We start from the raw sequence: 22,202 nt of genomic DNA, 5'->3' as shown, positions 1-22,202 counted from the left end.
GCTGGCGGGGGAGGGGATCTCACGGGTGGCCGCGCGAGGGTGGTCGGGCTGCTGACAGCGTGGGGAGACGGCTGGCCGGGGCTGGGGGTGACGCGCCTGGGCGGGGTGTGCTGCGGGCGCGGGCGGCCTTCACTCGGTCGGGCGGCGGCTCGGCCGTCGGCGGAGTGGATGCCGTGGCCTTCGGAGCCGGACTGCTGTTCGCGGTGGCCCAGCGGGCACGTACTTCGTCGAGCGGACCGAGCGCGTGCAGGGCGTGGTTGATCAGCCGGCCGGGCCCCAGAACCTCGTCCTGGGCCAGGGTTCGGATGGCTCGCGCGGAGGCGGCGGCGGTGCGGGTGACGGAGGAGCGCATGACCCGCTGTCCGAACCATTCGGCGCTGCCGGGGACCATGCCTTCGCAGACGGCGGTCAGCTGCTCGCTCGACACTGTGCCGTCGGCCAGCAAGCCGCGTCGCTGGGCCTCCCAGAGCAGGGTGATCCGGTCGATGGGTTCGCCCCGGTGGTGCAGCGCGCCCAGGCACCGGTAGAGCTGCCCGTGGGTCGGGTCGGCGAAGTCTCCCGGCCGCAGCCAGGCCACCACCTCGCCCATAGCCCCCGGCTGTTCGGCGAGGACGGCCAGGAGGAACCGCTCGTCCTCGGCGACCTGACCGCTCTGTGCCGGAGGCGGGATGTCCGTGGCGGCAGAGGGCCCAGCGGTGGGTGGGACCGGTCGAGGATCGGTTCCCCAGCGTCGCGCAAGGTCGGTGAGTACGCCGGTCAGGACGTCCGCCGTGCGCAACGCTCCCTCGACCTCGCCCTGGACGGCGTCGGCCCGAGCCGCCTGGTGGAGACGGATCGCGTGCTGGGCGACGGTGCGGTGAATCGCCCCCTCCAGCACCATACGGCCGTACACCGGGGCGTGCTCGGTTCGGGGACACGCCTGGATCAGGGTGTGGGCGTACGCCGCGGTCAGCCCGCGCACGTGCTGTCCGGCCTCCTCGACCGCGCCGCTCACCCACGACAGCGGCAACGGACCATCGGCCGAGAGCGCGGGATGCCCGTCGTTGCGCAGCTTGCGGAGGGCGTTGAACAGCGCCTGGTGGATAGGCCGATAGAAGTGGTCCGCAGCGAGCCAGTCCAGGTGCGTGAGCTGCTCGGGGTCGAGGAGCACGGCGCCGAGGACCGCCTGCTCGGCGCTCATCAGCGGGTTCACCGTCGGCCTCCGGGATCAACGGAGGACGCCTCGTCCTGCCGGATGAGGAGGTTGGCGACTGCCTGTTCGGCAGCGGCCATCGACAGGGCGAAGTCGTCCAGGGCGGCGGCGAAGGCGGGATCGGAGGCGGGGACCGAGCCGGCCCCGCCGTCAAGCCACCACCGGCCACCGCGCAGGACGACCGGAGCGTGGGCCAACCGCCCCTGCTGTGGTGTGGACACGCTCATGCCGACGGTCCAAGATCGTCCTGGCCGATGCTCTTCGCGAGGGCGCGCTCGGTGATGGCCTTCGTTGCGCGAGCGGAAGCCGGGCCGACCACCTTGGCGGAGGGCTCCTTGTACCAGGGCTTGAGGTTGAGCATGGCGACCCGGATGCCGGTGGCCAGCAGCAGCACCTTGCCCTTGGGCAGGGCGCGGATGGCGTCCGGCGGCAGGATCCGCTCCGTGCGCATGCTCACCGAAGTGGACTTGCCGCCCTCGCTCGTCGACACCGAGGTGGTCTGGACGTCGTGATCGCCGACCTGACGGCTGAGCCGGTCGGCGAAGTCCGCGTCATCGATGCCAGACCCGATGATCTTGATGGTGGCGGCGGAGTACAGGGCGTCCATACCGGCCTCGCCCCAGCACCGCTGACCCTGACGGTAGGACTGCAGGATCGTCATCGGGATGACGCCTCGGCTTCCCAAGTGGCTGTAGAGATCAGGGAGGTCCGAGATGCGGCAGACATTCGCCGCCTCGTCGAGGACGCACAGGGCGGGCGGGTCGAGTCGCCCGCCGGAGCGCTCGGCGACGATCACGGCCGCGCGCATGACGGCGTCGGCCGCCGCCGCGATGATGGCGGACGCACTGCCGCCGCCGTCCTTGCTCAGCAGGTACAGGGTGTCGCGGGACGTGGCGAAGGCGAACGGCTGGAACTCGGGAAGGTCGTCGTTCGGGGTGACCCAGGCGGCGACGTCCGGGTCGAGTAGGCAGCTCGCGTACTGCCTCGCGGTCTCATAGATGCCGTCACGCGTTTCGGTGGCGCCGGAGACGGTGCCCTGGAGTTGGGCGGCGACCGCGTGGTGGCCGGCGTCGGTGAGCAGGTCCACCGGGGTGCGGTCGGCCGGCATGGCGAGCCAGGCCAGGACGTCGGTGATCGGCCGCCGGTGGGACGCGGCGGCGAGGAAGAGGGCGCCGAGGGTGTTGCTCGCGGCAGTGGACCAGAAGTCGGAGCCGCTGGACTCGTCCACGCTCGCGGTGACGAAGTGCCCCGCCAACCTCTTCGCCCCGGCGAGATCGCGGGCGTCAGCGAGGATGTCCCACCACATCTCGCGCGGGTGATGGGCGATCTGCTGCGGATCGAGGGTCCAGATCGTGCCGACCTCGGCGCGGGCGTCCACCGTGGTGGTGTAGGCGTCGTTCGCGGCCTTGTTACTGGTGAGCAGGACCGGACCCGGTGCCGAGAGGATCGCGGGGATCGCCAGCCCGGACGTCTTGCCGGAACGCGGGGCCATGATCGCGACGATCACGTCCTCCCAGGACGCGCGGACCTCCGCACGACCGGGATCGAGGGTGCCGAGCAGGATGCCGCGGTCAGCGGGCGCGACCTCTTTTACTCTCCCGGCCGCCCAGGCTCGGGCGCAGGCTCTTCGCCTTGGCGACGATCTCCTTGTCCAGCAGCGGCGCCAGGTCCGCCTTGCGGGCGAGGCCGGACTTGGACCCGGCACGCCAGCGCATCCACAGCACCGCAGCGGTGACGGCTAGGGCCACGGTGAACAAGCCGGGGACGACGCGGGCACCGAACGTGAGCATGCTGGTGCTCAAGGTCGGCCACAGCACCTCCGGGTGCAGCAGCGCGTCCGTGGCGTGGAAGGGGGACCATGTCCCGCTCCCGACAGCGGTATTGGTGAGATTTCCGGTCAGCCAGGCCAGGGAGCCGAAAGCCATGACGGCGCCGAGGACGCCGAACAGGAGGTAGAGGAGCGCGTCCGACCCGGTGGTGGTCGAGGGCGCGTTGGTGCGCGGGGAAGGCACGGCGGTTCCTTGGGTGTGCGAGCGGGCGGGGGCGGGGCGCGCTCGGCTCTCGTGCAGCTCATGGGGATACTCCTGGGAGTGTGAAGCGGAACGTTTCAGCGGGGTCGGCCGGCAGGACGAGGCGCGGGCGGAGGTGCTGCGGTGGTTGGCGGACTGCCAGTCGACGGCGATGTTCCGGCGCGCGGCGAGGAGGCGCGGGCTGCCCGCTGCCGGTCTGAATCGAAGTTCCGGGCAGCGGACGGCGCAGGAGCAGCTTCGGCACTGAGGCCATCGTCGAGCAACTCCCGGCTGCGCAGGGCGTTGACTATCTGGTGGCGCCGTGGGTCCGTGCGCTCTGCGGGACAGGCAGCGAGACCGTCCTCGGCGACTTCCAATTTGCTCACGGACGTCCTGGAGCATTCCGTACGCGGCGGCAGTCGCGTCCACGTCTCGAAAGTCGGATTGTGACTCGGATCGTCGAAGTCGAGACGGGCACGAGGCCAGTCGGCGGCAGAGGCGACGAGTTCGGTCAGCTCGGGCAGGGCCCCGACCAGTGTGCCGTTGACCTCCTCGATGATGCCCGCCACTTCATCGGGCGAGGCGTCCTCGTGGAGGCGAGAGATCATCCCTCGGACCGAGTACGGATCGGCGGAAGTGCTGGGCAGTTGCCTGACTTGCAGCGGCTTCTCGGAGCCCGGTGCCGCGCTGCGCTGGGCGAGCCGGATGTTGTGCTGCATGGCCGCACCGACGGCCGCGCCGATACTGGAGTAATACTTGGGCATGTTGCCTCTTCGGGTGAGTGGTCCTGGACGGGTGAGTCGAGCGGGGGCGCGCGACGTACTGGTGGCCGACGGCGAAGAGAGCGGTCGGGGTCACCGTCGGGAGGTTGAGGCGCGCGGCGGGTGACCCGTCGTAGTGAGAGGCGCCGTCTGGGAACTGGACGCCGAGGAGACCTTGGCCTGGTTCGCCGCAGGAGAAGTGGCCAGAGCGGCACCACGGTGATGACGGACGGTCTGTGCTGCGGAGTAGCTCGTCGAAGCGGCGCCGACGCGGCGTAGCTCGGCCTCGGAATCGACGAGTTCGGACTGGGCCGAGCTGACGAACTCCGAGGCGAAGCCGAACCGATCAGCGAGCGCATACGCTTCGTCGTCCAAGTCGTTGACCTGTTCTCCCGCTGCTTCCAGCGCCTCCCGGACACGCTCCAGAGCACCGTGCTCGGGGTGAAGGAGGTGGTCAACTGCTCGCTGAAGGCCCGCCCCGTCTTCGGCCGCCCGGATCTGGTCCGTGATGCTGAGAAGTTCGACTCCGGCGGCGTAGGGCCCAAGCGCATGCACCGGAGGGCTCATCCGTGCCGTGTCGAGAGAGGGCGGAAGGGTGACGTCATAGCGAGCGGCTCGAAGCATCTCGGCCGCATGGGTGGCGATGGCGACCTGGTCGGCGAGCGGAGTGGTGGTGGGAAGGCGATGGCGTCGGCCGTGCCAGTCATCGATCTGCTTGAAACCGGCGTGGCGGAGCAGCTGCGCGGAGAGGTCATCGGTAGCGCCCTTGGCAACGACGCTGCCGCTGAACTCGGACGTGATGGTGATCGAGGTAGGCACGGAAGTCTCCGGGGCAAAGGGAGCGAAGGACCCGTTGCAGGTGGGCCAGTGGGCAGAGCGTCCGGCAAATCCGGGGTTTGGTCCGGCCGAGAATCGCTGGTAGAGGCCGCACGGTGGCGGTCAGCCGGGTGCCCCGCCGCAGCAGGGCACCCGGTCGGTCAGAAGAAGGGATTCTCTGTCGGCCGGTCGGCCCCGGTGGCGGCTCGGAGCAGTTCGGTGAGGTCTTCGGGCTCGGACGACCTCTGGTCTATCCACCACCCGGCGCGGGTCACCGTACGAGCGTTCTCCTCGATCTCCGCCCAGTCCGCTTCGCTGGTCGTGCCTTCGGTGACCAGTGCGGTGTAGGCGTTGGTCAGGATCTGGTGACGACAGCGCACGCCCCAGGGAACGGCCCGCTCGGTCCCCTCCAGGGGAGGCATCCGGTACTGCTCGGACCAGGCTTCGGACGCCGTCTGCTCCTCGGCGCGCTTCGCCTTGAGCCAGGCGGCCTTGTCCTGCTCGTCGCCCTCGTTCGAGGCGCGCCAGCAGTCCGTGCACTCCTGCTTGGCGAGCCACTCGGCGAAGCCAGCGCGGCGGTCGGCCGGTCGGTCGGACAAGTCGCGGTCGGCATGGTGACCGCAGGTGTGGTCGATAGGCCAGATCGTCTTCACGGCCATGGAAGGGCCTCCTTGAGGAGTTGGATCAGCGGTCGCGGGAGTACGCGATGCGGGGGTCAACCGGCCGGGCCACTGCTGTGGTGACGGCGGCGGGGATCGGCGCCCTGCCCGGGATACCGGCACGGGCCGGGCTGGCGGCGAGCGCGGCGGTGCTCAACGGAGACGCGCGAGCGGGACCATGGCCGCGCTCACGGCCGGCGGCCGGCGTGGCAGCAAGGCGGGGCCGGACTGTCACCTCTTGAGCGAGGCGAGGCTGCACTGCGACCTGGAGCCCCGAACGGTGCAGGGCCACCGTGGCGTCGGCGACTTTCCCCAGCGCCTCGACGCGATCGGTGGTCGCGGGGAGCGTGTAGATGTCCAGGCTCGAGTTGTGCCGCCAGCCGTCCTCCACCAGCGCGAGCCCGCTGAGGCCGGAGACACGGTCGTCGAGGGCTGCGACGATGCCGAGCTGCGGGTGATCGGCGAAGGCGACGTCTGGTTCACCGAGCGGACCGCGGTCGCGGACGTGTGCCGTGTCGGGCGCCAGGGCAGGGTCAAGTGCGGCGTCCACATCGACCTGGTAGCCGGCCTTGCGCAGCAGCGCGATGGCCCGGCTCGTACGGCCGTGTCCGTCACGGTTCTGGTCGGCCAGCGCGTACAACGTCGGCTGGTCGGGGACGGGATGGAAGTCGAATCCCTTGAGCATCCAGGTGCTGGCCGCGAGGTTCTTCGGGTTCGCGGCGACGATGCCGTGGACGGGGTGGTGGTCGAAGGCCAGGTCGGGCAGCACGTCGTAGTGGCTGGGCATGGCAGATCCATCCGAGGCGGGTGCGGTTGCAGGTGCGGGCGACGGGCGGATCAGTTCTGGGGGTGCGGTGCACGGAGGACTCCTGGATCGCGGTCGGTCAGAGCCGGGGAGCGGATGAGGAACTGGCCGGCGGCGGCGCGGCCCGCGCGGAAGACTCCGGCGGCGGACCGGTCGGGAGCACGCGCTGGCCGACCGACGGCGAGGAGGCGAGAGCGACACTCGCCCGGGATGGAGCGGAGGCGGGCGGGAGCACGGTGGCGGCGCGCTCCTTGGCGGATCGTTCCTGCTCCTGGCGTGGCGGTACGCCAAGCTGGTCCAGGCGGGCGTCGACAGCGGAGAGGAGATCCGGCACGCTGCCGCCGTGGCGCGCATGCGGACCGTCCGGCTCGGAGTCGTAGATCACCTTGTAGACGGCAGGCTCGGCGGACCGGTGGCGGGTGACCATCCAGCTTTCCGGGGACTCGGGGTGCTCGGAGGGCGCCTCCTGCGGGGGCGAGATGATCAGCGAACTGCCGTCGGGAAGCTCGGCGTGGACGATGTAGTCGCTCAGGCCATACTCGACGGTGCACTCCAGGCCGCGCTGCCCGAGCGCTGAACGGAGGGCAGCCTGAAGGCGACGCGGATCGGATGTGGCGGTCGGGGGCGGGGTTTCGTGGTGCATGGAGTTCTCCGTTGCGAACGCCCCGCCGCACGGCGGGAGCCGACGGGGGCGTGGAGCTTGAAGGAGTGCGGTGGTCCATGAGGATCCGGTGATCGGGCAGTTTGGCGCTGCCGTGACTGCGTGCTAGGGATCACCGCGAGCGACCGGGAGCCGGCGGATGCGATGCCGGGGGGACCTGGGGCGAAGCAGGCGATACAGCAGGGGTGTTGTGAGTGGACCGGGTCAGGGCGACGCGCGCCCGTTCGGTCTGCGCCGGCCGTTCGGTGTCCGCCCGGTGAGTGAGGTATTCGCCGACGCGCACCAACGCCGTTCCCTGGTGCGACAGTTCGTGTGCGTAGTGCCAGCCTTCGGTGTTGCGGTGCTCCTCGGCGCGCTCCTGGTAGAGGTGGAGCACGCTCGGCTGCAAACCGTCCATGAGCGCCATGACGCCGTCCCATTCGTGCCGCAGCTCCTCCGCCCGGAGCAGGATGGTGTCGATCCCGCGCAGCCGACGGAGGTCGTCACTGATCGGTCCCTCAACGTAGTCGGGGCCGTCGGCGGCGGCGCGGACCCCGGCCAGCACCTCGGGTCCGTGGTCGAGGAACACCTCGGCGTGCTTCCAGGCTTCGGCGTCTCGCTTGACCTTCCCGTCCCCGTAGACCTTGTCGTCCAGCGGCCAGCCATCCGCGTCGCAGAGGGAGTCCGAGACCGCGTCCCAGGCGTCGCACGCCTCGTTGATGCCGGCGGCGGCCGAGGCCAGTACCGGGAGGTGTCGTCGCCAAGCCAAGGGGTCGGTGGCCTGCGACGGCTGGTTGTCACCGGAGGAGGGAGAAGTAGAAGAAGCAGACATGATCGATCCCTTTTGCTGAGCTGGTCGTTGGGCTAGGCCGCCATGCGGGCGTCTGTGTCGAACAGCTCCCGCTCGGCCGGGTGGAGGATGTGCTGGGTGATGAAGGAGCGGCCGGCGACCTTCCACAGACCTCGGCCCTTGGTCAGGGCGGACACCGCCTGGGTCTCGACGCCGGTCAGGCCGAGCAGTGATGCGGCGGCGGCGAGCTGGTCGGGCTCTTGGCGGTAGATGATGCGGGTGGAGCAGTCGGCCAGCAGGCCCTCGGCCAGGACCCGGCCGCGCGAGCCGGCGTCGCCCGCCGAGAGCAAGTCGCTGAGGCGGTGGATCACCATCAGGTTCGCGATGCCCAGCCCTCGGGAGAGCTTCCACTGGCTCTGCATCCGCTCCAGCAGCCCGACGTGCCGCATCAGCCGCCAAGCCTCGTCGTAGATCACCCAGCGCCGACCACCATCGGGATCACTGAGGGCTGACTCCATCCACGCGCTCGCACACGTCATCGCGAGCACCAATGCCGTGTCGTCACCGGAGCCGCCGAGACGGGAAAGATCGATGGACAGCATCGGTGTGGTCGGGTCGAACGAAACGGTGCTCGGCGCGTCGAACATGCCGCTCAAGTCGCCGTGCACGAGACGTCGCAGGGCGTGGGCGAGGTCCTGGGCGGCTGAACCGAGGTGCCCCGCCTGGTGGCCGAGGGCGTGGTCGAGGCGTTCGGGGGAGCCGAGTACGTGCGCGATCTCGCCGAGCAGCGGCACCGTGCCCCGGGCGGCGGCGTCAGCGACGACCAGATCCAGGGCCAGGTCGAGGGCGGTGTGCTCCATCGGCAGCAGGTCGCGCTTCAGCACGGTGCGGGCGAGGCTGGCCAGCAGCAGCAGACGGCGCTTGCGAACCTCCGTGAACCAGTCCTCCTCGCTCACGGAGGCGGGGCGAGCTGGGGCGTCCAGCGGATTCAACCGTCCAGGGAGCCCCGGGCCCAGGGCGATGCTGTAGCCGCCGAGGGCCTGCGAGACACCGGTCCACTCCCCCTTGGGATCGCATGGGATGTAGATCCGGTAGCCGTGGGCGATCGACCGCGTGGCGATCGACTTCGCCAGCGCCGACTTGCCCATGCCGATGATCCCGGCCAGGACCGCGTTGGGGTTCGTGAAACCCTCCACCCTGCCGCTGTTGTAGAGCGAGAACGGGTCGAAGCAGAAGGCCGCCTCCGCGTGCACATCGCGGCCGATGAACACCCCTTCGGCACCCAGGCCGCCCTCGGCCACGAACGGGTACGCGCCGCTGGCCGTGGCGGTGGTCATCCGGTGGGCGGGCAGGGCGAGCTTGCCGCCGCGGGCGGAGGCCGGACCGGGACGACCGGCGAGCGGGTAGGCGGGCCGCAGATCCGGGTCGAGGGTCTGCTCGGCGCGGTGCTTGGGCGGGTTTCCGGCGAGGCGTGCCTGGCGGCGGGCTTCGGTGAAACCGGCTCGGGCGGCCCGCTGCTCGGCGCGTGTCGTCTTACGGGGCACAAACAGAGGGGAGGCGCTGGCGCGGGTACGGGGCATGAGCGTTTCTCCAGGTGAGGGGTGGGTCAGCGGCGGACGAGGCCGGTGAACGGGGCGTGCAGGTCGGCCGGGGTGGTGCGCCGCCGCACGAGATGAGCGGTGCGCTGGTGGCGCTGGCAGATGGTCAGTTCCGGTGCTCCCTCTGGAAGGCCGGCCTGGCACGCCTCCGGTGCGGGGATCTCGCCGGAGTCCGGCCGGGGCGCCGCGTGGTAGGCGGCGTGGAGGTGCTCGGCGGCCTGCCAGATGCGGGTGCGGGCGGTACGGAGCTGGTCGCCCTCGACCGCGACGAGCTGCCCGGTGCGACCGGCGTGGGCGTCGAGCAGCCCGTACAGCGAGACGAGGTGGGCGTGCAGGGCGTCCAGCTCGGCCCGGGTGGTGACCAGCGGGCCGCCCGGGATGTTGAGTGCCCGGTGGAAGTCGAGCGCGGCGGTGGCGAAGGGCACGAAGTCCTGCGCGGTCGGGCTGGCGGTGCGGGACATGAGGGTGCTCTTTCGAAGGGAAGGGTCAGGCAGCAAGCGCGAGGGGCAGGGCGGCGGCGGTGAACGCCTCGGCCTGCTGCCAGGTCAGCGGCCGGAGGTCGAGCTGGGCGCCGACAGCGGCGGTCTCCACGACGGCGCAGGCGGTGCGCAGCTCGTCCTCGGTGTCCGCCGAGACGGTCAGCAGACCGGTCAGGGCGACGTCGGCGTGCCCGGCGATGAGCTGGCGTTCGCGGGACTTGATGTCCTGGTACTCGATCGAGTCGGCCTCGGAGTCGACCTGGCCGCGCCGGGCCCGCTCGGCGGCGTCGGCGATCACGCTGGACTTCTTGCGCTGCACGTCGCGCAGGGCGGCGTCGAGGTTCTTCGCCTCGTAGGAGAGCGACAGCGTGCGCCGGACGCCGCCGGTGAACAGGAGCTGGTGCAGGAAGCCGGCGCTGGTCTCGGTGCGCGGCCAGTTCTCCACCCAGTAGGTGGCGTGCACGGCGGAGTCGGTGGCGATGTGGTCCGCCTTCTCGACGACCACGACGGGGCCGGCGGCGGCGGGCTCGGCCTCGGGGCGACCGACAGCGGACCAGCGGTCGAGTGTCGCCAGCGCCTTCGGGTCGTAGGAGGTGCGCACCACGGCGGCGATCTCGCGTGCGGTGAGCCAGCCCGTCGGGGTGAGACCGGCTGTCCGCGCCGCCTGGTCGAACGTGGAGGTGAGCTGGGCGAGGACGCTGAAGGCACCGGTAAGGCCGCCGCCAGCCTGGTTGATCAGCCGACGGGCCGCCTTGGTGTCCAAGGACACCGCAACGTACGCCTCGTGAGGGGCTGCTGCGGGACCGGCGCTCTGGATCAGCTCGTTGTAGATCGCGCCGGCCATCGGGGTGTCGGGGCGGCCGTGCTCTTCCCAGTAGCGGCGCAGCGCGTCGCCGGAGTCGGGGATGGTGCGCTCGATCACCTGGATGCGGGCGATCTGTCCGGTACGGGCGAGGGCCGCCAGCGCGCGTCCCCAGCCGCCGACGTTGGCCTGCTGCGTGCCCGGGTCGAGCAGGGCATAGGCGCGGGAGGAGACCTTGACCACAGCGGTCAGCGTCCCGTTGCGCGGGTTGTGGACGGCGCCGTACTTGCCATCGGGAGCAGTGGTCACGCGCAGGCTGGCAGCGGTGCCGGGAAGGTGGAGCAGTCCCTCGCGGGTCGGCCGGCGGGAGGGCCGGGTGAGCCAGACGAGCTGGCCTCGCATCCGGCGCCGCGCGTATCGGACGACGATCGGGGCCCAGTCCGCCAGAGCACGGCCTCGGTGGCGGACGAAGACGAGTAGCGCGATGACCGCCCACAGCGGTATGAGCTGGAGGGCGCCGACCACACCGCGGGCGAGGATCACGGCGAGAAGGAGAAGGCCGGTGAGTCCGGCGACGGCCAACTGCGGGAGGCTCAGGCCGAGCAGGACGCCGCGCCTGCTGCGGTGGGGAAACTTCACGGTGGGCGTGGAGGACTGGTGCTTGCCGGACATGGTGGTTCCAGACGGTGGGAGCGGGCGGAGGACGGGGCGCGCGGCGCTCTTCTGGACGTCATGGCGAAACCTTCCTGCTGGTGGGGAGGCGGGGGCGGGCCGTGGAGTGCGGCCCGCCCCCGGGGATGTGGGTCAGGAACCCGACGGCGGCTGGGTGGGATACACCCAGTTCGTCGGCGTCGCGGAGCCGGTGGCCGACGGACCGGACGCGGACGCCGGAGTGCCCGAGGCCGAAGGTCCGGGGTCGGCTGGCGGCATGGAGGTCATGTCGCCGCCCGGAGCCGATGCGCCTGTGAGGTGACCGGAGCCGCCCGCAACGCCTTGGGCAGCCGCTTCGGGCCCTTCCGGTTCATCCTCGCCAGGACGTGTGATCAGCGGCGGGATCCCGGGGCGCTGGATCAGAGACCGGCCCTTGTCGCCGCTCGCGTTCGGGTCTTCGCCGTACCGGAAGCGCGTCTGCTGCTTGGGCGGACCAGCGTCGATGCCCTCCTTGCTGAGGTTGCCGCCGGAGGGAATGATGCCGGAGGCGACACCATCGGTCCCCGCGCCCGGGACCTGGTTCGGACCCTGCGGAGCGGGAGCGCCGGTACCGGCCCGCAGCGCGAGGCTGCCTGCGGTCTTCGCTGCTCCGGCTGCCACAGCCATGCCGGCGACACCGGTGCGGTGCATGTCGTCGTGGCCGCCGCCGTCACTGGCCCAGTGGACGAACTTGTACGTCGCGTACGGGCAGAGCAGCACCAACACCATCACGACGATGCCGGCCATCGCGTCGGACAGGGCTGACATACCGTCGCTGGCATCGCTCTTGCCCATGGCGGAGACGCCGATGAGGAAGACGACGGTCATCAGCAGCTTGGAGACGATCAGGGTGCCGGTGGCTTCGATCCAGCCGCGCCGCCACCGCTTGGCGACCTCCCAGCCACCGCCGGCCCCGGCGAACACCGCGAGCGCGACCATGATCAGGACGCCAACCTTGCGGGCGACCATCACGCCCCAGTAGAGGAAGGCGCCGATCGCGCACCCGAAGGCGACCAGGGAAGGGACGCCCCAGCCGAGGCCGTACATGGCCCCCATCTGATCAACCTTGATCACACGACGGATCGCGTCGTCGATCGAGGTGTTGGCGGCCTTGAAGAGGCCGTCGGACAACGCGTCGACCACGGTGATGGCGACGGTGGTGAAGGCGATGGCGGAGAAACTGAACAGGACTCCGGTCATGGTGCCGAACGTCGCCTTGGCGAGGGCACGTTCGTCGCGGCGCCAGGCCGCGGTCATGAGCTGGATACAGAAGATGCCGACGGTCAGGGCGAGGCCGATGGGCAGCAGCAACTCGTAGTTGTCCCGGAACCACCCGGCGTTGAGATCGATGGCCGTCGTCTTGTTGACGGCCTTGGCGGCCAGGTCGGCCGCGCTGGACGCCAGCTCGCCCGCCGACTTCGCGATCCACGCGCCGAGACCGTCGGTGACGGTGCCGGCGGGGTTGGTGGCGAAGTCGACGGCGCCGCACACCTTGTCCATCAGCGGGAAGTCGCAGACTCCCATGGGTCATACCTCCGTTCTGAGGCGAGGGTCAGGGCGCGACGGACGGCATGACACCGACCAAGGCGCAGGGGTGGTCGGGTCGGCATTGGACCGCGAGGGTGGTGGAACGGCTCTCCGCGCCGCCAGCGGATGAGCCCTGCCAGCGAATCGACTGCTTGCCGGAGACCGTGACGGCGTAGACGTACGCCTGGGTGATCGCCCCGGGGTCGTCCTGGAGGGCCTGGGTGAAGGCGTGGGGGAAGTGCCCCTCGTTGATCTTGGCGGTGGCGACCTGCTTGTTGGCGGCCATCTCCCTCCACAGGGTGGCCGAGGGGACCACCTGGTCGACGGAGGCCGGATCGGCGTACTTCGACTCCGTGGTCAGCCAGCCGCGCAGCGCCTTGCGCAGTTCGGGCTGCGAGTACGCGCGGGTGTCGTACGACCACAGCGCTGCTGCGGCGGCCTTCCCGTACGTGATCGGGTCGTGGGTTTTCGGCGGAACGGGGAGAGCGCGGGGCCGGGTGTGCGACCCGGACGGTGCCGCCGTCGACGAGGACGCCGTGGGCGAACTCGGCGGTGGGGCCGCAGTATCGGAGGGGCTTCGGCCCTCGCGGGTGAGGTATGCGGCCAGGCCAGCGAGGGCGACGAGCACCGCCAGGATGGCAGTGCCGAGCAGCGCCCGGCGGCGCACGCGAGATGCGCCGCCGGGGTGGGTGGAGTGCTGAGCCATCAGTGGACCTGCGTCCCGAGCGTCGAGAAGAACGCCACCACACCGTTGGCCGCACCGAGAAGAAGGGCCGCGCCCGCGCTTACCAGCACGCCCTTCTTCCCGTTCGCCTCGGCCTGGTGACCACCGGAGTGGTGACCCCAGGCCCACACGCCCGCACTGACGGCGAGGGCTCCGACCACGGCAATGAGTCCGAACAAGTTGATCGAGCCCATTACCTGCTTGAGGACGTTGAGGCCAGGGAGCCCGCCCTCGTTCGGCTTGATTCCGGGGTCATAGGCGAGCTGTATGACCTGGTCAGCGAGATACATGGGAACTCCAGTTCGAATGAGCGCACGCCAAAGCCCGGCGGGGCGAACCAGCGGTGCGAGGGGGAGGGGGGGAGGGGGAGGAGCGCCGGTCAGACGACTCGGCGGGCCGCGAGGATCCGCGATTTCCAGGACGCGACGGTTGTGATCCGTACGGCGTCACCGGTGTGCGGGGCGTGGACGATCAGGCCCTGCCCGATCGCCATCCCGACGTGTTCCGGTACGGCGGCCGTCCCCTCGGTGAAGAGGAGGTCGCCCGGTTTGAGGGCATCGACCGAGACGGCCTTGCCGTCCTTGACCTGCGTGTACGTGGTCCGCGTCAGGGTGACCCCGGCGGCCTTATACGCGCCCTGCATCAGGGAGGAGCAGTCGCAGCGGCCCATCGGGTTCTTGCCGTGGGAGTCGGTGCAAGTGCCGCCCCACTGATACGGGGTGCCGAGCTGGCCGAGCGCCCACCGGATCGCCGTCTGCACCTTCGGCGGCGCGGAGGCGGGAATCTTGTACTCGTCCGGCAGCGCGCCCGCCGGGATGGTGCCGAAGTCCGTCCCGTCGCCGTCCGCCGAACAACCCCCCGCGGAATCGGGAGAGGGGCTGCCGGTGTCGGTGGCGCCGGACGGCGACGGGCTCGGCGATCCACCGCCGGCCTTCTGCATCAGGGGCTCGATGGCCTTCTGCAGGGCGGTGGCCAGCGGCTCCCACTTGGCGTACGCCTCCGGGAAGCCCGACTTCTGCACCGCCTGGGCGGCCTGGGTGACAGATAGGGACTGCCAGCCGGAGACCTTCTTGAGCCCCTCGTAGAACTTGGTGCTGGCGTGCACCGGGTCGAGGATCTGGCTGGCCGTGCCCCAGCCCATCGACGGCCGCTGCTGGAAGAGACCCAGCGAATCGCGGTCGCCGTAGGTCACGTTCCGCAGGCCGCTCTCCTGTAGAGCGGTCGCCAGGGCGACGACCTGTCCTCGGGCGGGGATGTTCATCGCGACGCCCGTGGCCTGGATCGTCTTGGCGTTGGGCACCTGATCGGCAGGCGCGTCCAGGCCCGGCACGGAGACTGAGCCCTCGTCGCCGCCGTCCAGGATGGCCTTCACCTGCTTGGCGACGGCGGAGGCGTCCGCACCCTGTGCACCGTCGGTCGAGCACGAGGCCGAGGCGGTCCCGGCACCGATGCCAAGGATCGGCAGTGCCAGCAGGAGCGTTCCGGTGGCGCACAGACCGACGAGTGCTCCGGTCGTCTTCTTCACGGCCGCCGTTCAGCACGACGGCGGCGCAGGCCAGGTGACGGAGGTGGGTCGGGGCGTGGGTGGGTCAGGGCATGCTGCATCGCAGCGGCTCCTCGGTGTTCGTAGGAGGCGCGGTGTCGACTTCTCGTGCAAAGCCGTCGGCACCGCGCCGATGTGCATCCGCCTCTCGGCGGGCCCGGGTCAGAGGAGTTGGTAACTCCCGGACGCCGGTTTCAGGTCACGCGCGGCAGCCAGCCGCGCTCGTAATCTCAGGCAGTGCACAGGGCCTCCTCACGGCGCTCGCGGGCAGATGGGCAACATGCCTCCGACGCTGCTCGATTGGACGAGACGGCACGGATAAGCACAAGCCAACGGGGGTGGAGCAGTGCTCCTTCCAGGTGGCACGGCGAGACAGTAGACCGGGATTCCGGCCGTACCAAACGACTGCCGTACCAGGGCCCGAAGCGGGGAGCCGCCTCGTTAGGCGCGGCCGGAATTCGCCGTTAACCTCCGCTGCAACCCCGCGCCGGATGCACGCCGTTGAGCGCTGTCCGGAGTAGGTCCAGATCCGCTGTGCCCGAAGAGAGGCCCTTCCCCATGAGCTACACGCTGCACCGAGGCGACGCGCTGACCGTCCTGAAGTCCCTCCCCGACGAGAGCGTCCAGGCGGTGATCACCGACCCGCCGTACAACTCCGGGGGCCGTACCAGCTCGGATCGCACCGGCCGCACCGCGCGTGCCAAGTACGTCACCAGCAACTCGGCGCACGACCTCGCCAACTTCCCCGGCGAGAACCGCGACCAGCGCTCCTACCGTTCCTGGCTGACCGAACTGCTCACCGAGGCGTACCGGGCCTCGACCGAGCACGCGGTCGCCATGGTCTTCACCGACTGGCGCCAGGAGCCGACGACCTCCGACGCCCTGCAGATGGCGGGGTGGACGTGGAGCGGCACCATCCCGTGGATCAAACCCTCCAGCCGACCCCGCAAGGGGGGACCGAAGCAGGACTCGGAGTTCATCATCTGGGGCGTCAAGGGTTCCCTCGACAACACCCGCGACCTCTACCTGCCGGGGCACTACATCGCCTCCCAGCCCCGCAAGGGCCGAGTCCACATCACCCAGAAGCCGGTCGAGGTCATGCAGCAGCTCGTCCGGGTCTGCCCCGAGGGCGGCACCGTCCTCGACCCGTTTACCGGCAGCGGCTCCACGGGGGTCGCAGCCCTGCGCGAGGGCCGCCGCTTCGTGGGCGTCGAGCTGTCCGCGCACTACGCCGCCGTCGCCAATGAGCGGCTACTGCAGACGATGCAACAAATGGGCAGCCAGGAAGACTTCGTTCTCGCAGGTCCGGGAGCCGAGTAGCGATACGCAGACCGCGGTCCTGGAGCTCACGATCAGGGGATTCCCCGACGTCCACGTTCGGCGCAACGATGATGCATCGACTGCAACGCTGGAGGTGGACGGTGACGGGCTTCGAGTCTCCGGGGCAAGCGGTCTTCAAACTGGCCGCGAATGTACGGCCGTTGGACCCGGAGTCCACGGTCTTCCGGGGCATGCTGGAAGGCTGGGTCCAGCAGCAACGATCGCGGTTCCCGCAGGAGAGCGGCACGATCGCGCCACGGCTGGCCTTGATCCGGCGGATGGCGGACTTCACCGGCCAGTACCCATTGCAGTGGACGCCGGCGGAAGCCGAGGCGTTCATCGCGCATCTGCGGTCCGGCTCCAAGCCGATCATGGTGTCGACGGCGCGTGGTTACGAGATCTCGATCAAGATGTTCTGCGCCTACATCAGCGACCCGCGCTACAGCTGGGCGGGCAAGTGCGAGTAGCGCTTCGGGTTGGTGCCCCAGCAGGTCTTCCACGAGTGGAACACCTTGCTGCACGTGGCGGAGTACGAGGGTGACCCGCGTCGTCCGTCGGCGAAGAAGTCGCCGGAACCGCCGGAACGCTGTCGACCACCGTTGCCCGCTCCCGGTCCCGGCGGGACGAGGCAGCGCTCGGGAAGCCGGTCACGGAATCAACGAGCAGCAGCTCCAGCAGGCCACCGTCGAAGATCCGGTAGCGCACCAGGTCGATCGGCTCGGGCAGCCTCTGTACGGCCACCCGGTAGTGCGGATCGTGCCGTCCGCCGGGCCAGCCGAGGCCCGCGCAAGGACAAACCCGGACAGCACGTCGGTCTCGAACCGCTGCAGTTCCTCGGCCGACACGGGTGCCCAGTGCTCACGCAGGTCCCGTACGACCGCCAGCGCCGTCAGCCCGAGCCTCTTCACCTTCGGCCCGACTGCGGATCGGTTGGACGAGGTGAGAACGCTTCAAGAATCTCGAGGTTACGTCGCGAGGCCACAGGCTACCCGAAGGAGGAAGAACGCTCTGGCCACATGATCAGGGACTCAGCGAGGCTCAGAAGAACTCGCGGGATCCGCACATAAGCGCTGCGACGGAACCGCTCACGAGCCACAGGCGGGCGACTGAAGGGGCCCGGCTGCGGCCTCGCGGGCGAACTCGATCGAGGCACGCTCCGGCGCCTGCCCCACGGAGATGTTCTCTGCTGTTGATCACGCACTCAGAGTGTGAAGTCCATGATCACCTTGACGTTTCGACGTTTCGTGTAATGGTTGTCAACATGTTGGACGACGAGAAGGTGACGGCGATCCTCGCCGCCGCCTACACCTGCTTCACCCGCCACGGCGTACGCCGTACGACCATGGACGACATCGCTCGCGAGGCGGGCATGTCCCGCCCGGCGGTGTACCACTACGTGCATAACAAGGAAGACGCCTTCCGACGGCTGGTCGAGCGGCTCCTCGCCGACACGCTCGAAACGGCCCGCACCGCCGCCCGGCACGCCACCCCCCTGGGCGGGCGGCTCTCGGCGGCCCTGGGCTGCAAGCTCGGCCTCGTGTCGAAGGTCTGGGCCGACAGCCCCGCCCACGCGCCGGAGCTCCTGGGCCCGGACACCCGCCTGTCGGCCGACATGATCCGCACTTTCGACGGCGGCATGCTCGATCTGCTGGCGGGCGAGATCGCGGCCGAGCACCCGGGCGTCGACGCCCGCGAGGTGGCGGAGATCCTCCTCGCCCTCACCCGCGGGCTCGAGGCGGACCTCGCCGACACCGCCGTGTCGGCCGGCCGCCTCGACCGTGCCATCCAGCTCGTCGTCGCCGGCCTGAACGCGGCCGGAACCTCCCCCGAGACCCCTAGGACACGCACATGACCACGCCTGTTCTCATCACTGGCACCTCTTCCGGGATCGGCCGCGCGGCCGCCGTACGCCTCGCCCGGCGCCCCGACTTCACCGTCTACGCGACCGCGCGCCGCCTCGACTCCATCGCCGACCTGGAGAAGGCCGGCGCCCGCCTCCTCGTGCTCGACGTGAACGACGAGCAGTCCATGGCCGACGCCGTCGATACCATCCAGGCCGAACACGGCTCCGTCGGCGTGCTCGTCAACAACGCCGGCTTCGGCCAGTACGGCACCATCGAGGAGACCGACCTCGCCGGCGTGCGCCGCCAGTTCGAGACGAACGTCTTCGGCATGGCGCGCCTCACCCAGCTCGTCCTGCCCGCCATGCGCGCAGCCGGACAGGGCCGCGTCATCAACGTCGGATCCATGGGCGGCCGCCTCGTCTTCCCCGGCGGTGGCTACTACCACGCCAGCAAGTACGCCGTCGAAGCCCTCACCGACGCGCTGCGCTTCGAGACTTTGCCCTTCGGGATCAAGGTCAGCCTTATCGAACCGGGGCTCATCCGCACGGCCTTCGGCGACACCGCCGCCCACACCCTCTCCGACGCCGCCCACGCCGCCGGCCCCTACGACCGGCTCAACGCCGCCGTCGACCAGCAGATGGCCACCTCCTACAACTCCAAGCTGCTGTCCGCCCCGCCGGAAGCCGTGGCCGCCACCATCGAACGCGCCGCCACCGCTGCCCGGCCCCGCACCCGCTACGTCGTCACCACCGCGGCCAAGGCCCTCGTCCATACCCGCCGCCTGCTCGGAGCCAAGCCCTTCGACGCCTACCTGCGCCTGCAGTTCCGCGCGGATCACTGACCACGGCCGCACGGAAGTCAGCCACGGCCCGACCGAGGGCGTCAACACCAAGACCAAGCGGATTGCCCACCAGATGCACGGACGAGAGGCTTCACCCTTCTTTGCCACCGCATCCTCCTCGGATGGCGGCACGCGCCGTTACCACCGAATGCGAGACAGGGCCGTTCCTTTTACAGGTGGGCCAGATTGGCTGCGCTGATCACCTCGGGTACGGGAAAATGGGGTCGGACGTCCCGGTCAGCCGATGGGCCTGCGATGCTGGCAAGCTCGTTTTACAGGGTGGCGATGGGGGCTGCCCAGGGGACCACGGATTGTTGCCAGGCCAGTATTTGTCTGCTGCCTGGAGTACGCGTGTCAGACTCCGCTACTCCCTTGGCCCCTCCGGGACGCCCGCCGCGCACGGGGGTGTTCGTGCGGGAGGGAGAACAGGATGGCCCGGCTCAGGATTCCAAGGAGGAGGTAATCCATCTACGGTCCGCCGGCGTGTACCTTGGCAAACGGTTCCTGCTCGCATGCGTACGGACGCCGAGTACGAAACGGGCCGGCAGCTGGTCGCTGGAGACGGAACGGTTCGGTACCACGACGGCTGAAGTCCGGCGTTTGCTGGCCCGGCTGCTGGAGCGGCAGGTCGAGGTGGTGGTGATGGAGACGACCTCGGACTGCTGGCGGCCGGTCTACTGCCTTCTGCAGCCGCACGTGAATCTGATGCTGGTCAACCCAGCCCACCTCAAAGGGATTCGGGGCCGCAAGACCGATCCCAGTGACGCGGCTTGCTGGCGCGGGCCGGGGCGTCGGGAATGGTGACGGCCTCGTTCGTGCCCGGGCGTGATATCTGCGAGTTGCGGGATCTCACGCGTCGGTGGACAGAGCTGGCACGGGACGCGGGCTGGGAAGCGCAGCGGCTCGAGAAGGAGCTCGAGGACACGGGGATGAAGCTCTCCTCCCCTTCTCAGCGACGTTGCCGGCGCGACGGGCCGGGCCATCCTGGAAGCTCTGATCGCTGGGGAACGGGATCCGACCCGGCTCGCCGGCCTCGCGATTGGCCGAGCCCGGAACAAGATCCCGCAGCTCGTCGAAGCTCTGGACGGAAAGTTCACCGGCCATCACGCCTTCATGGTCCGGCACTATCTGGACGAGATCGACCGCTGGAAGAGCATCATCACGGCCTTCGACACGCGCAGCGCCGCCCTGCTGGCGGAACGGGAGAGCGACCTGGTGAATCTGGTCACCATTCCTGTCCTCGGGCGCCTTGCCGCGGAGATCGTTATCGCCGAGACCGGCGGTGGTATGGCCCAGTTCGCCTCAGCCCACTGCCTCGCGTCCTGGATCGGGGTCTGCCCCGGACAGAACGAGTCGGCCGGAGTGAACCGCTCCGGCCGCACCCGCCCCGGGAACAAGAACCTCAAACGTCTGCTCGGGATTGCCGCGATGGTCGCCATCAGGAAGAGGGACTCCTACCTCGGTGTCTTCTTCCGAAGGATCGCGGCCAGACGAGGAGGCAAACGCGCCTTGGTCGCCGTGATGCACAAACTCGCCATCGCTATTTGGCACGTCCTGCATGACCACGTGCCCTACCGAGAACTCGGCGCCGACCACTCACCCGCCCGAGATCCCGAACGCGCCACGCGCCGCATGATCAAGGAGGCCAACAGCCTCGGACTGACCATCCGCTTCGAACCGATCACCGCCTGAACCACCCCGATCAAGTGGTCAACTTCGTGTCAGACCCTGTCGACGTCAAGGTTCTGAAAGTGCCCGGAGTGATGCCGTAGGTGCGCTTGAATCAGCGGTTGAAGTGCGCCTGGCCCGAGAAGCCGGCGGACGCGCAGCGTCCGCCGGTGCCGGGCCGCCGGTGAGCAGGTCGCGAGCGTGGCGCAGGCGCTGACGGGGCTGGGCGGCATGCTACGTGTCGTTCCTGGCCACCTTCGTCGCGATGATGCTCACCGCGGACGACGGCGCGCAACTGCGTGCTCGAAGAAGTGCGCCTTTATCAGTCGCCGTGGTGGCGTGGCGTAGGCAAACTCCAGCGCGCGGCAGCCCTTGGTGGACGGCGTCGCCGTGCACGTCGTGGGCGGGGCCTCCGGCGTGGGGGCGATGACCGGCTTCGGGCGGGCCGCCGTCCTCCCGTCGGTCGCCGTCATCGTCTCCGAGATCACCATCGTCTTGGACTGAGTGAGGCCGATCCGACGGGTGCGTCGTGGCACCACAGTGGAGTACGAGGGATGCGTGCTACTTCAGGCTTCCTGAGGTCAGGCCGGCTTGGACCTGACGCTGGAAGGACAGATAGACGACCAGGACTGGCAGCATGGCGATCGTCATGCCGGCGAAAAGAGCCGGGAAGTCCGCGGCGTACCCCTGTGCTGAGAGCAGATTCACCAGTCCCTGGGTCACCACCTGATGTGCTTCGGCATCACCGCGTTGGCGCTGCATGAGTACTACGGGCAGGAGGTACTGGTTCCACTGGCCAAGGACGTTGAAAATGCCGACTGAGACCAGTCCAGGTCGAGCCATGGGAAGCATGACCTGGAAGAACGCCCTGGTGTGCGAACATCCATCGACGAACGCCGCCTCCTGGACGGCTGTCGGCAGTGTTCGGAAGAAGGAGTGCAGAAAGAAGATGGTGAAGGGAAGCGAGAAAGAGGTATAGACCATCGCCAATCCGAATCGCGTGTTCAGCAGGTTCAGGTTGTTCACCTGGAAGAACAGGGGAACGAGTGCCAGGTAGACCGGGAACATCGCTCCGGCCACGAAGCTGTAGTAGATGACCCGGTTTCCTCGGAACTTATAACGGGCCAGTACGTAGGCGGCCATCGAGCCGAAGAGCATGGTGGCTGTGATCGACATAGCCAGGACTGCCAAGGTGTTCGCGAAGTAGCCGCCGATTCCCTTGGACCAGGCCCGCGCGAAGGAGTCGAAGGACCACACCGTGGGCCAGGCCCAGGCGCTGGATCCGAGCTGAGCGTTGGTCTTGAACGAGCCGAGCACAACCCACATGATCGGGAGGACGATCATGACAGCCCATAGGGAGAGGAAGCCGTGGGAGAAGACGTTCAGGGTGCGTCCCCGCGCACCGAATTCCATACTGCGGTCAGCGGTGTGTCGCCCCCGAACACCGGCCTGTCGCGCGCTGTCAGTTCTGGTGGTCATAGCGTTCCCTGCCTG

25 protein-coding genes are annotated in these 22,202 nt (G+C 69.5%); 7 read left to right on the top strand and 18 right to left on the bottom strand.

Annotated elements, in window-relative coordinates; translation table 11 throughout:
• Positions 1 to 19: 19 nt before the first annotated feature.
• From ACWGO0_RS15835 to ACWGO0_RS15755, 17 genes are all read right to left on the bottom strand, one after another.
• Complete coding sequence (locus ACWGO0_RS15835; RefSeq protein WP_453534049.1) at positions 20 to 1,192, bottom strand: DnaB-like helicase N-terminal domain-containing protein; 1,173 nt, start codon at positions 1,190 to 1,192, stop codon at positions 20 to 22.
• Complete coding sequence (locus ACWGO0_RS15830; RefSeq protein WP_453534046.1) at positions 1,189 to 1,419, bottom strand: hypothetical protein; 231 nt, start codon at positions 1,417 to 1,419, stop codon at positions 1,189 to 1,191. Before ACWGO0_RS15830 ends, ACWGO0_RS15835 begins: the two co-directional genes overlap by 4 nt.
• On the bottom strand, positions 1,416 to 2,684 hold the full coding sequence (locus ACWGO0_RS15825; protein WP_453534043.1) for a type IV secretory system conjugative DNA transfer family protein: 1,269 nt from the start codon (positions 2,682 to 2,684) through the stop codon (positions 1,416 to 1,418). The genes ACWGO0_RS15830 and ACWGO0_RS15825 overlap by 4 nt, the downstream gene beginning before the upstream one ends.
• A gap of 79 nt (positions 2,685 to 2,763) precedes the next feature.
• A complete protein-coding gene (locus ACWGO0_RS15820; protein ID WP_453534040.1) occupies positions 2,764 to 3,204 on the bottom strand; it encodes a hypothetical protein in 441 nt (146 codons plus the stop codon).
• A 95-nt stretch (positions 3,205 to 3,299) separates the two neighbouring features.
• Positions 3,300 to 3,920, bottom strand: coding sequence for a hypothetical protein (locus ACWGO0_RS15815; RefSeq protein ID WP_453534037.1), 621 nt, complete (start codon positions 3,918 to 3,920; stop codon positions 3,300 to 3,302).
• A 135-nt stretch (positions 3,921 to 4,055) separates the two neighbouring features.
• Positions 4,056 to 4,781 carry a hypothetical protein gene (locus ACWGO0_RS15810; RefSeq protein WP_453534034.1) on the bottom strand — a complete coding sequence of 242 codons (726 nt, stop codon included), beginning with the start codon at positions 4,779 to 4,781 and terminating at the stop codon, positions 4,056 to 4,058.
• A 158-nt stretch (positions 4,782 to 4,939) separates the two neighbouring features.
• Positions 4,940 to 5,437, bottom strand: a complete 498-nt coding sequence (locus ACWGO0_RS15805; protein WP_453534031.1) for a hypothetical protein — start codon at positions 5,435 to 5,437, stop codon at positions 4,940 to 4,942.
• 25 nt (positions 5,438 to 5,462) lie between these two features.
• Positions 5,463 to 6,224, bottom strand: a complete 762-nt coding sequence (locus tag ACWGO0_RS15800) for a hypothetical protein (RefSeq protein WP_453534028.1) — start codon at positions 6,222 to 6,224, stop codon at positions 5,463 to 5,465.
• 97 nt (positions 6,225 to 6,321) lie between these two features.
• Positions 6,322 to 6,885 (bottom strand): hypothetical protein, encoded by a 564-nt coding sequence (locus ACWGO0_RS15795; RefSeq protein ID WP_453534025.1) that lies wholly within the window; start codon positions 6,883 to 6,885, stop codon positions 6,322 to 6,324.
• Positions 6,886 to 7,015: 130 nt separating this feature from the next.
• Positions 7,016 to 7,651 (bottom strand): hypothetical protein, encoded by a 636-nt coding sequence (locus tag ACWGO0_RS15790; protein ID WP_453534114.1) that lies wholly within the window; start codon positions 7,649 to 7,651, stop codon positions 7,016 to 7,018.
• A 95-nt stretch (positions 7,652 to 7,746) separates the two neighbouring features.
• Positions 7,747 to 9,252 carry an ATP-binding protein gene (locus ACWGO0_RS15785; protein WP_453534022.1) on the bottom strand — a complete coding sequence of 502 codons (1,506 nt, stop codon included), beginning with the start codon at positions 9,250 to 9,252 and terminating at the stop codon, positions 7,747 to 7,749.
• 26 nt (positions 9,253 to 9,278) lie between these two features.
• Entirely contained in the window at positions 9,279 to 9,731 is a 453-nt protein-coding gene (locus ACWGO0_RS15780; RefSeq protein WP_453534019.1) for a DUF6238 family protein, read from the bottom strand.
• 25 nt (positions 9,732 to 9,756) lie between these two features.
• The gene (locus ACWGO0_RS15775) at positions 9,757 to 11,223 is read right to left on the bottom strand and encodes an SCO6880 family protein (protein ID WP_453534016.1); all 1,467 of its coding nucleotides are present in this window, start codon (positions 11,221 to 11,223) and stop codon (positions 9,757 to 9,759) included.
• Between the two features lie 132 nt (positions 11,224 to 11,355).
• Positions 11,356 to 12,765, bottom strand: coding sequence for an SCO6881 family protein (locus ACWGO0_RS15770; protein ID WP_453534013.1), 1,410 nt, complete (start codon positions 12,763 to 12,765; stop codon positions 11,356 to 11,358).
• A gap of 28 nt (positions 12,766 to 12,793) precedes the next feature.
• Positions 12,794 to 13,474 carry a hypothetical protein gene (locus ACWGO0_RS15765; protein ID WP_453534010.1) on the bottom strand — a complete coding sequence of 227 codons (681 nt, stop codon included), beginning with the start codon at positions 13,472 to 13,474 and terminating at the stop codon, positions 12,794 to 12,796.
• On the bottom strand, positions 13,474 to 13,782 hold the full coding sequence (locus tag ACWGO0_RS15760; RefSeq protein WP_023421641.1) for a DUF6112 family protein: 309 nt from the start codon (positions 13,780 to 13,782) through the stop codon (positions 13,474 to 13,476). The genes ACWGO0_RS15765 and ACWGO0_RS15760 overlap by 1 nt, the downstream gene beginning before the upstream one ends.
• Before the next feature lie 89 nt (positions 13,783 to 13,871).
• Positions 13,872 to 15,017: a C40 family peptidase gene (locus tag ACWGO0_RS15755; protein WP_453534006.1), complete on the bottom strand. Its 1,146-nt coding sequence runs from the start codon at positions 15,015 to 15,017 to the stop codon at positions 13,872 to 13,874.
• A gap of 576 nt (positions 15,018 to 15,593) precedes the next feature.
• Here ACWGO0_RS15755 and ACWGO0_RS15750 point away from each other — a divergent pair.
• The 7 genes from ACWGO0_RS15750 to ACWGO0_RS15720 all read left to right on the top strand — a co-directional run bounded on the left by ACWGO0_RS15750 (position 15,594) and on the right by ACWGO0_RS15720 (position 21,212).
• Positions 15,594 to 16,355, top strand: coding sequence for a DNA-methyltransferase (locus ACWGO0_RS15750; protein ID WP_453534003.1), 762 nt, complete (start codon positions 15,594 to 15,596; stop codon positions 16,353 to 16,355).
• A gap of 101 nt (positions 16,356 to 16,456) precedes the next feature.
• Positions 16,457 to 16,822 carry a hypothetical protein gene (locus tag ACWGO0_RS15745; protein ID WP_453534000.1) on the top strand — a complete coding sequence of 122 codons (366 nt, stop codon included), beginning with the start codon at positions 16,457 to 16,459 and terminating at the stop codon, positions 16,820 to 16,822.
• A 794-nt stretch (positions 16,823 to 17,616) separates the two neighbouring features.
• Positions 17,617 to 18,207 carry a TetR/AcrR family transcriptional regulator gene (locus tag ACWGO0_RS15740; RefSeq protein ID WP_453533997.1) on the top strand — a complete coding sequence of 197 codons (591 nt, stop codon included), beginning with the start codon at positions 17,617 to 17,619 and terminating at the stop codon, positions 18,205 to 18,207.
• A complete protein-coding gene (locus tag ACWGO0_RS15735) occupies positions 18,204 to 19,040 on the top strand; it encodes an oxidoreductase (RefSeq protein ID WP_453533994.1) in 837 nt (278 codons plus the stop codon). Before ACWGO0_RS15740 ends, ACWGO0_RS15735 begins: the two co-directional genes overlap by 4 nt.
• A gap of 411 nt (positions 19,041 to 19,451) precedes the next feature.
• A complete protein-coding gene (locus tag ACWGO0_RS15730) occupies positions 19,452 to 19,844 on the top strand; it encodes an IS110 family transposase (RefSeq protein ID WP_453534111.1) in 393 nt (130 codons plus the stop codon).
• A 309-nt stretch (positions 19,845 to 20,153) separates the two neighbouring features.
• Positions 20,154 to 20,732, top strand: a complete 579-nt coding sequence (locus tag ACWGO0_RS15725) for a transposase (protein WP_453533991.1) — start codon at positions 20,154 to 20,156, stop codon at positions 20,730 to 20,732.
• Between the two features lie 351 nt (positions 20,733 to 21,083).
• Positions 21,084 to 21,212, top strand: a complete 129-nt coding sequence (locus ACWGO0_RS15720; RefSeq protein WP_453533988.1) for a hypothetical protein — start codon at positions 21,084 to 21,086, stop codon at positions 21,210 to 21,212.
• Between the two features lie 57 nt (positions 21,213 to 21,269).
• Here ACWGO0_RS15720 and ACWGO0_RS15715 read toward each other — a convergent pair whose 3' ends face one another.
• On the bottom strand, positions 21,270 to 22,187 hold the full coding sequence (locus ACWGO0_RS15715; protein WP_453533985.1) for a carbohydrate ABC transporter permease: 918 nt from the start codon (positions 22,185 to 22,187) through the stop codon (positions 21,270 to 21,272).
• Positions 22,188 to 22,202 lie beyond the last annotated feature (15 nt).

This window comes from Streptomyces sp. NPDC055749, assembly GCF_053617235.1.
Note: the sequence above shows the minus strand (reverse complement) of the source record. Positions and strands in the feature narration are given on the sequence as shown.

What these genes read in the sequence shown, in the direction of transcription:
- ACWGO0_RS15815 (WP_453534037.1), bottom strand. Translation starts at nt 3,920, where the DNA reads ATGCAGCACAACATCCGGCTCGCCCAGCGCAGCGCGGCACCGGGCTCC.
- ACWGO0_RS15830 (WP_453534046.1), bottom strand. Translation starts at nt 1,419, where the DNA reads ATGAGCGTGTCCACACCACAGCAGGGGCGGTTGGCCCACGCTCCGGTC.
- ACWGO0_RS15760 (WP_023421641.1), bottom strand. Translation starts at nt 13,782, where the DNA reads ATGTATCTCGCTGACCAGGTCATACAGCTCGCCTATGACCCCGGAATC.
- ACWGO0_RS15715 (WP_453533985.1), bottom strand. Translation starts at nt 22,187, where the DNA reads ATGACCACCAGAACTGACAGCGCGCGACAGGCCGGTGTTCGGGGGCGA.
- ACWGO0_RS15750 (WP_453534003.1), top strand. Translation starts at nt 15,594, where the DNA reads ATGAGCTACACGCTGCACCGAGGCGACGCGCTGACCGTCCTGAAGTCC.
- ACWGO0_RS15800 (WP_453534028.1), bottom strand. Translation starts at nt 6,224, where the DNA reads ATGCCCAGCCACTACGACGTGCTGCCCGACCTGGCCTTCGACCACCAC.
- ACWGO0_RS15740 (WP_453533997.1), top strand. Translation starts at nt 17,617, where the DNA reads ATGTTGGACGACGAGAAGGTGACGGCGATCCTCGCCGCCGCCTACACC.
- ACWGO0_RS15735 (WP_453533994.1), top strand. Translation starts at nt 18,204, where the DNA reads ATGACCACGCCTGTTCTCATCACTGGCACCTCTTCCGGGATCGGCCGC.
- ACWGO0_RS15780 (WP_453534019.1), bottom strand. Translation starts at nt 9,731, where the DNA reads ATGTCCCGCACCGCCAGCCCGACCGCGCAGGACTTCGTGCCCTTCGCC.
- ACWGO0_RS15770 (WP_453534013.1), bottom strand. Translation starts at nt 12,765, where the DNA reads ATGGGAGTCTGCGACTTCCCGCTGATGGACAAGGTGTGCGGCGCCGTC.
- ACWGO0_RS15785 (WP_453534022.1), bottom strand. Translation starts at nt 9,252, where the DNA reads ATGCCCCGTACCCGCGCCAGCGCCTCCCCTCTGTTTGTGCCCCGTAAG.
- ACWGO0_RS15825 (WP_453534043.1), bottom strand. Translation starts at nt 2,684, where the DNA reads ATGGCCCCGCGTTCCGGCAAGACGTCCGGGCTGGCGATCCCCGCGATC.
- ACWGO0_RS15725 (WP_453533991.1), top strand. Translation starts at nt 20,154, where the DNA reads ATGGTCCGGCACTATCTGGACGAGATCGACCGCTGGAAGAGCATCATC.
- ACWGO0_RS15795 (WP_453534025.1), bottom strand. Translation starts at nt 6,885, where the DNA reads ATGCACCACGAAACCCCGCCCCCGACCGCCACATCCGATCCGCGTCGC.
- ACWGO0_RS15805 (WP_453534031.1), bottom strand. Translation starts at nt 5,437, where the DNA reads ATGGCCGTGAAGACGATCTGGCCTATCGACCACACCTGCGGTCACCAT.
- ACWGO0_RS15765 (WP_453534010.1), bottom strand. Translation starts at nt 13,474, where the DNA reads ATGGCTCAGCACTCCACCCACCCCGGCGGCGCATCTCGCGTGCGCCGC.
- ACWGO0_RS15775 (WP_453534016.1), bottom strand. Translation starts at nt 11,223, where the DNA reads ATGTCCGGCAAGCACCAGTCCTCCACGCCCACCGTGAAGTTTCCCCAC.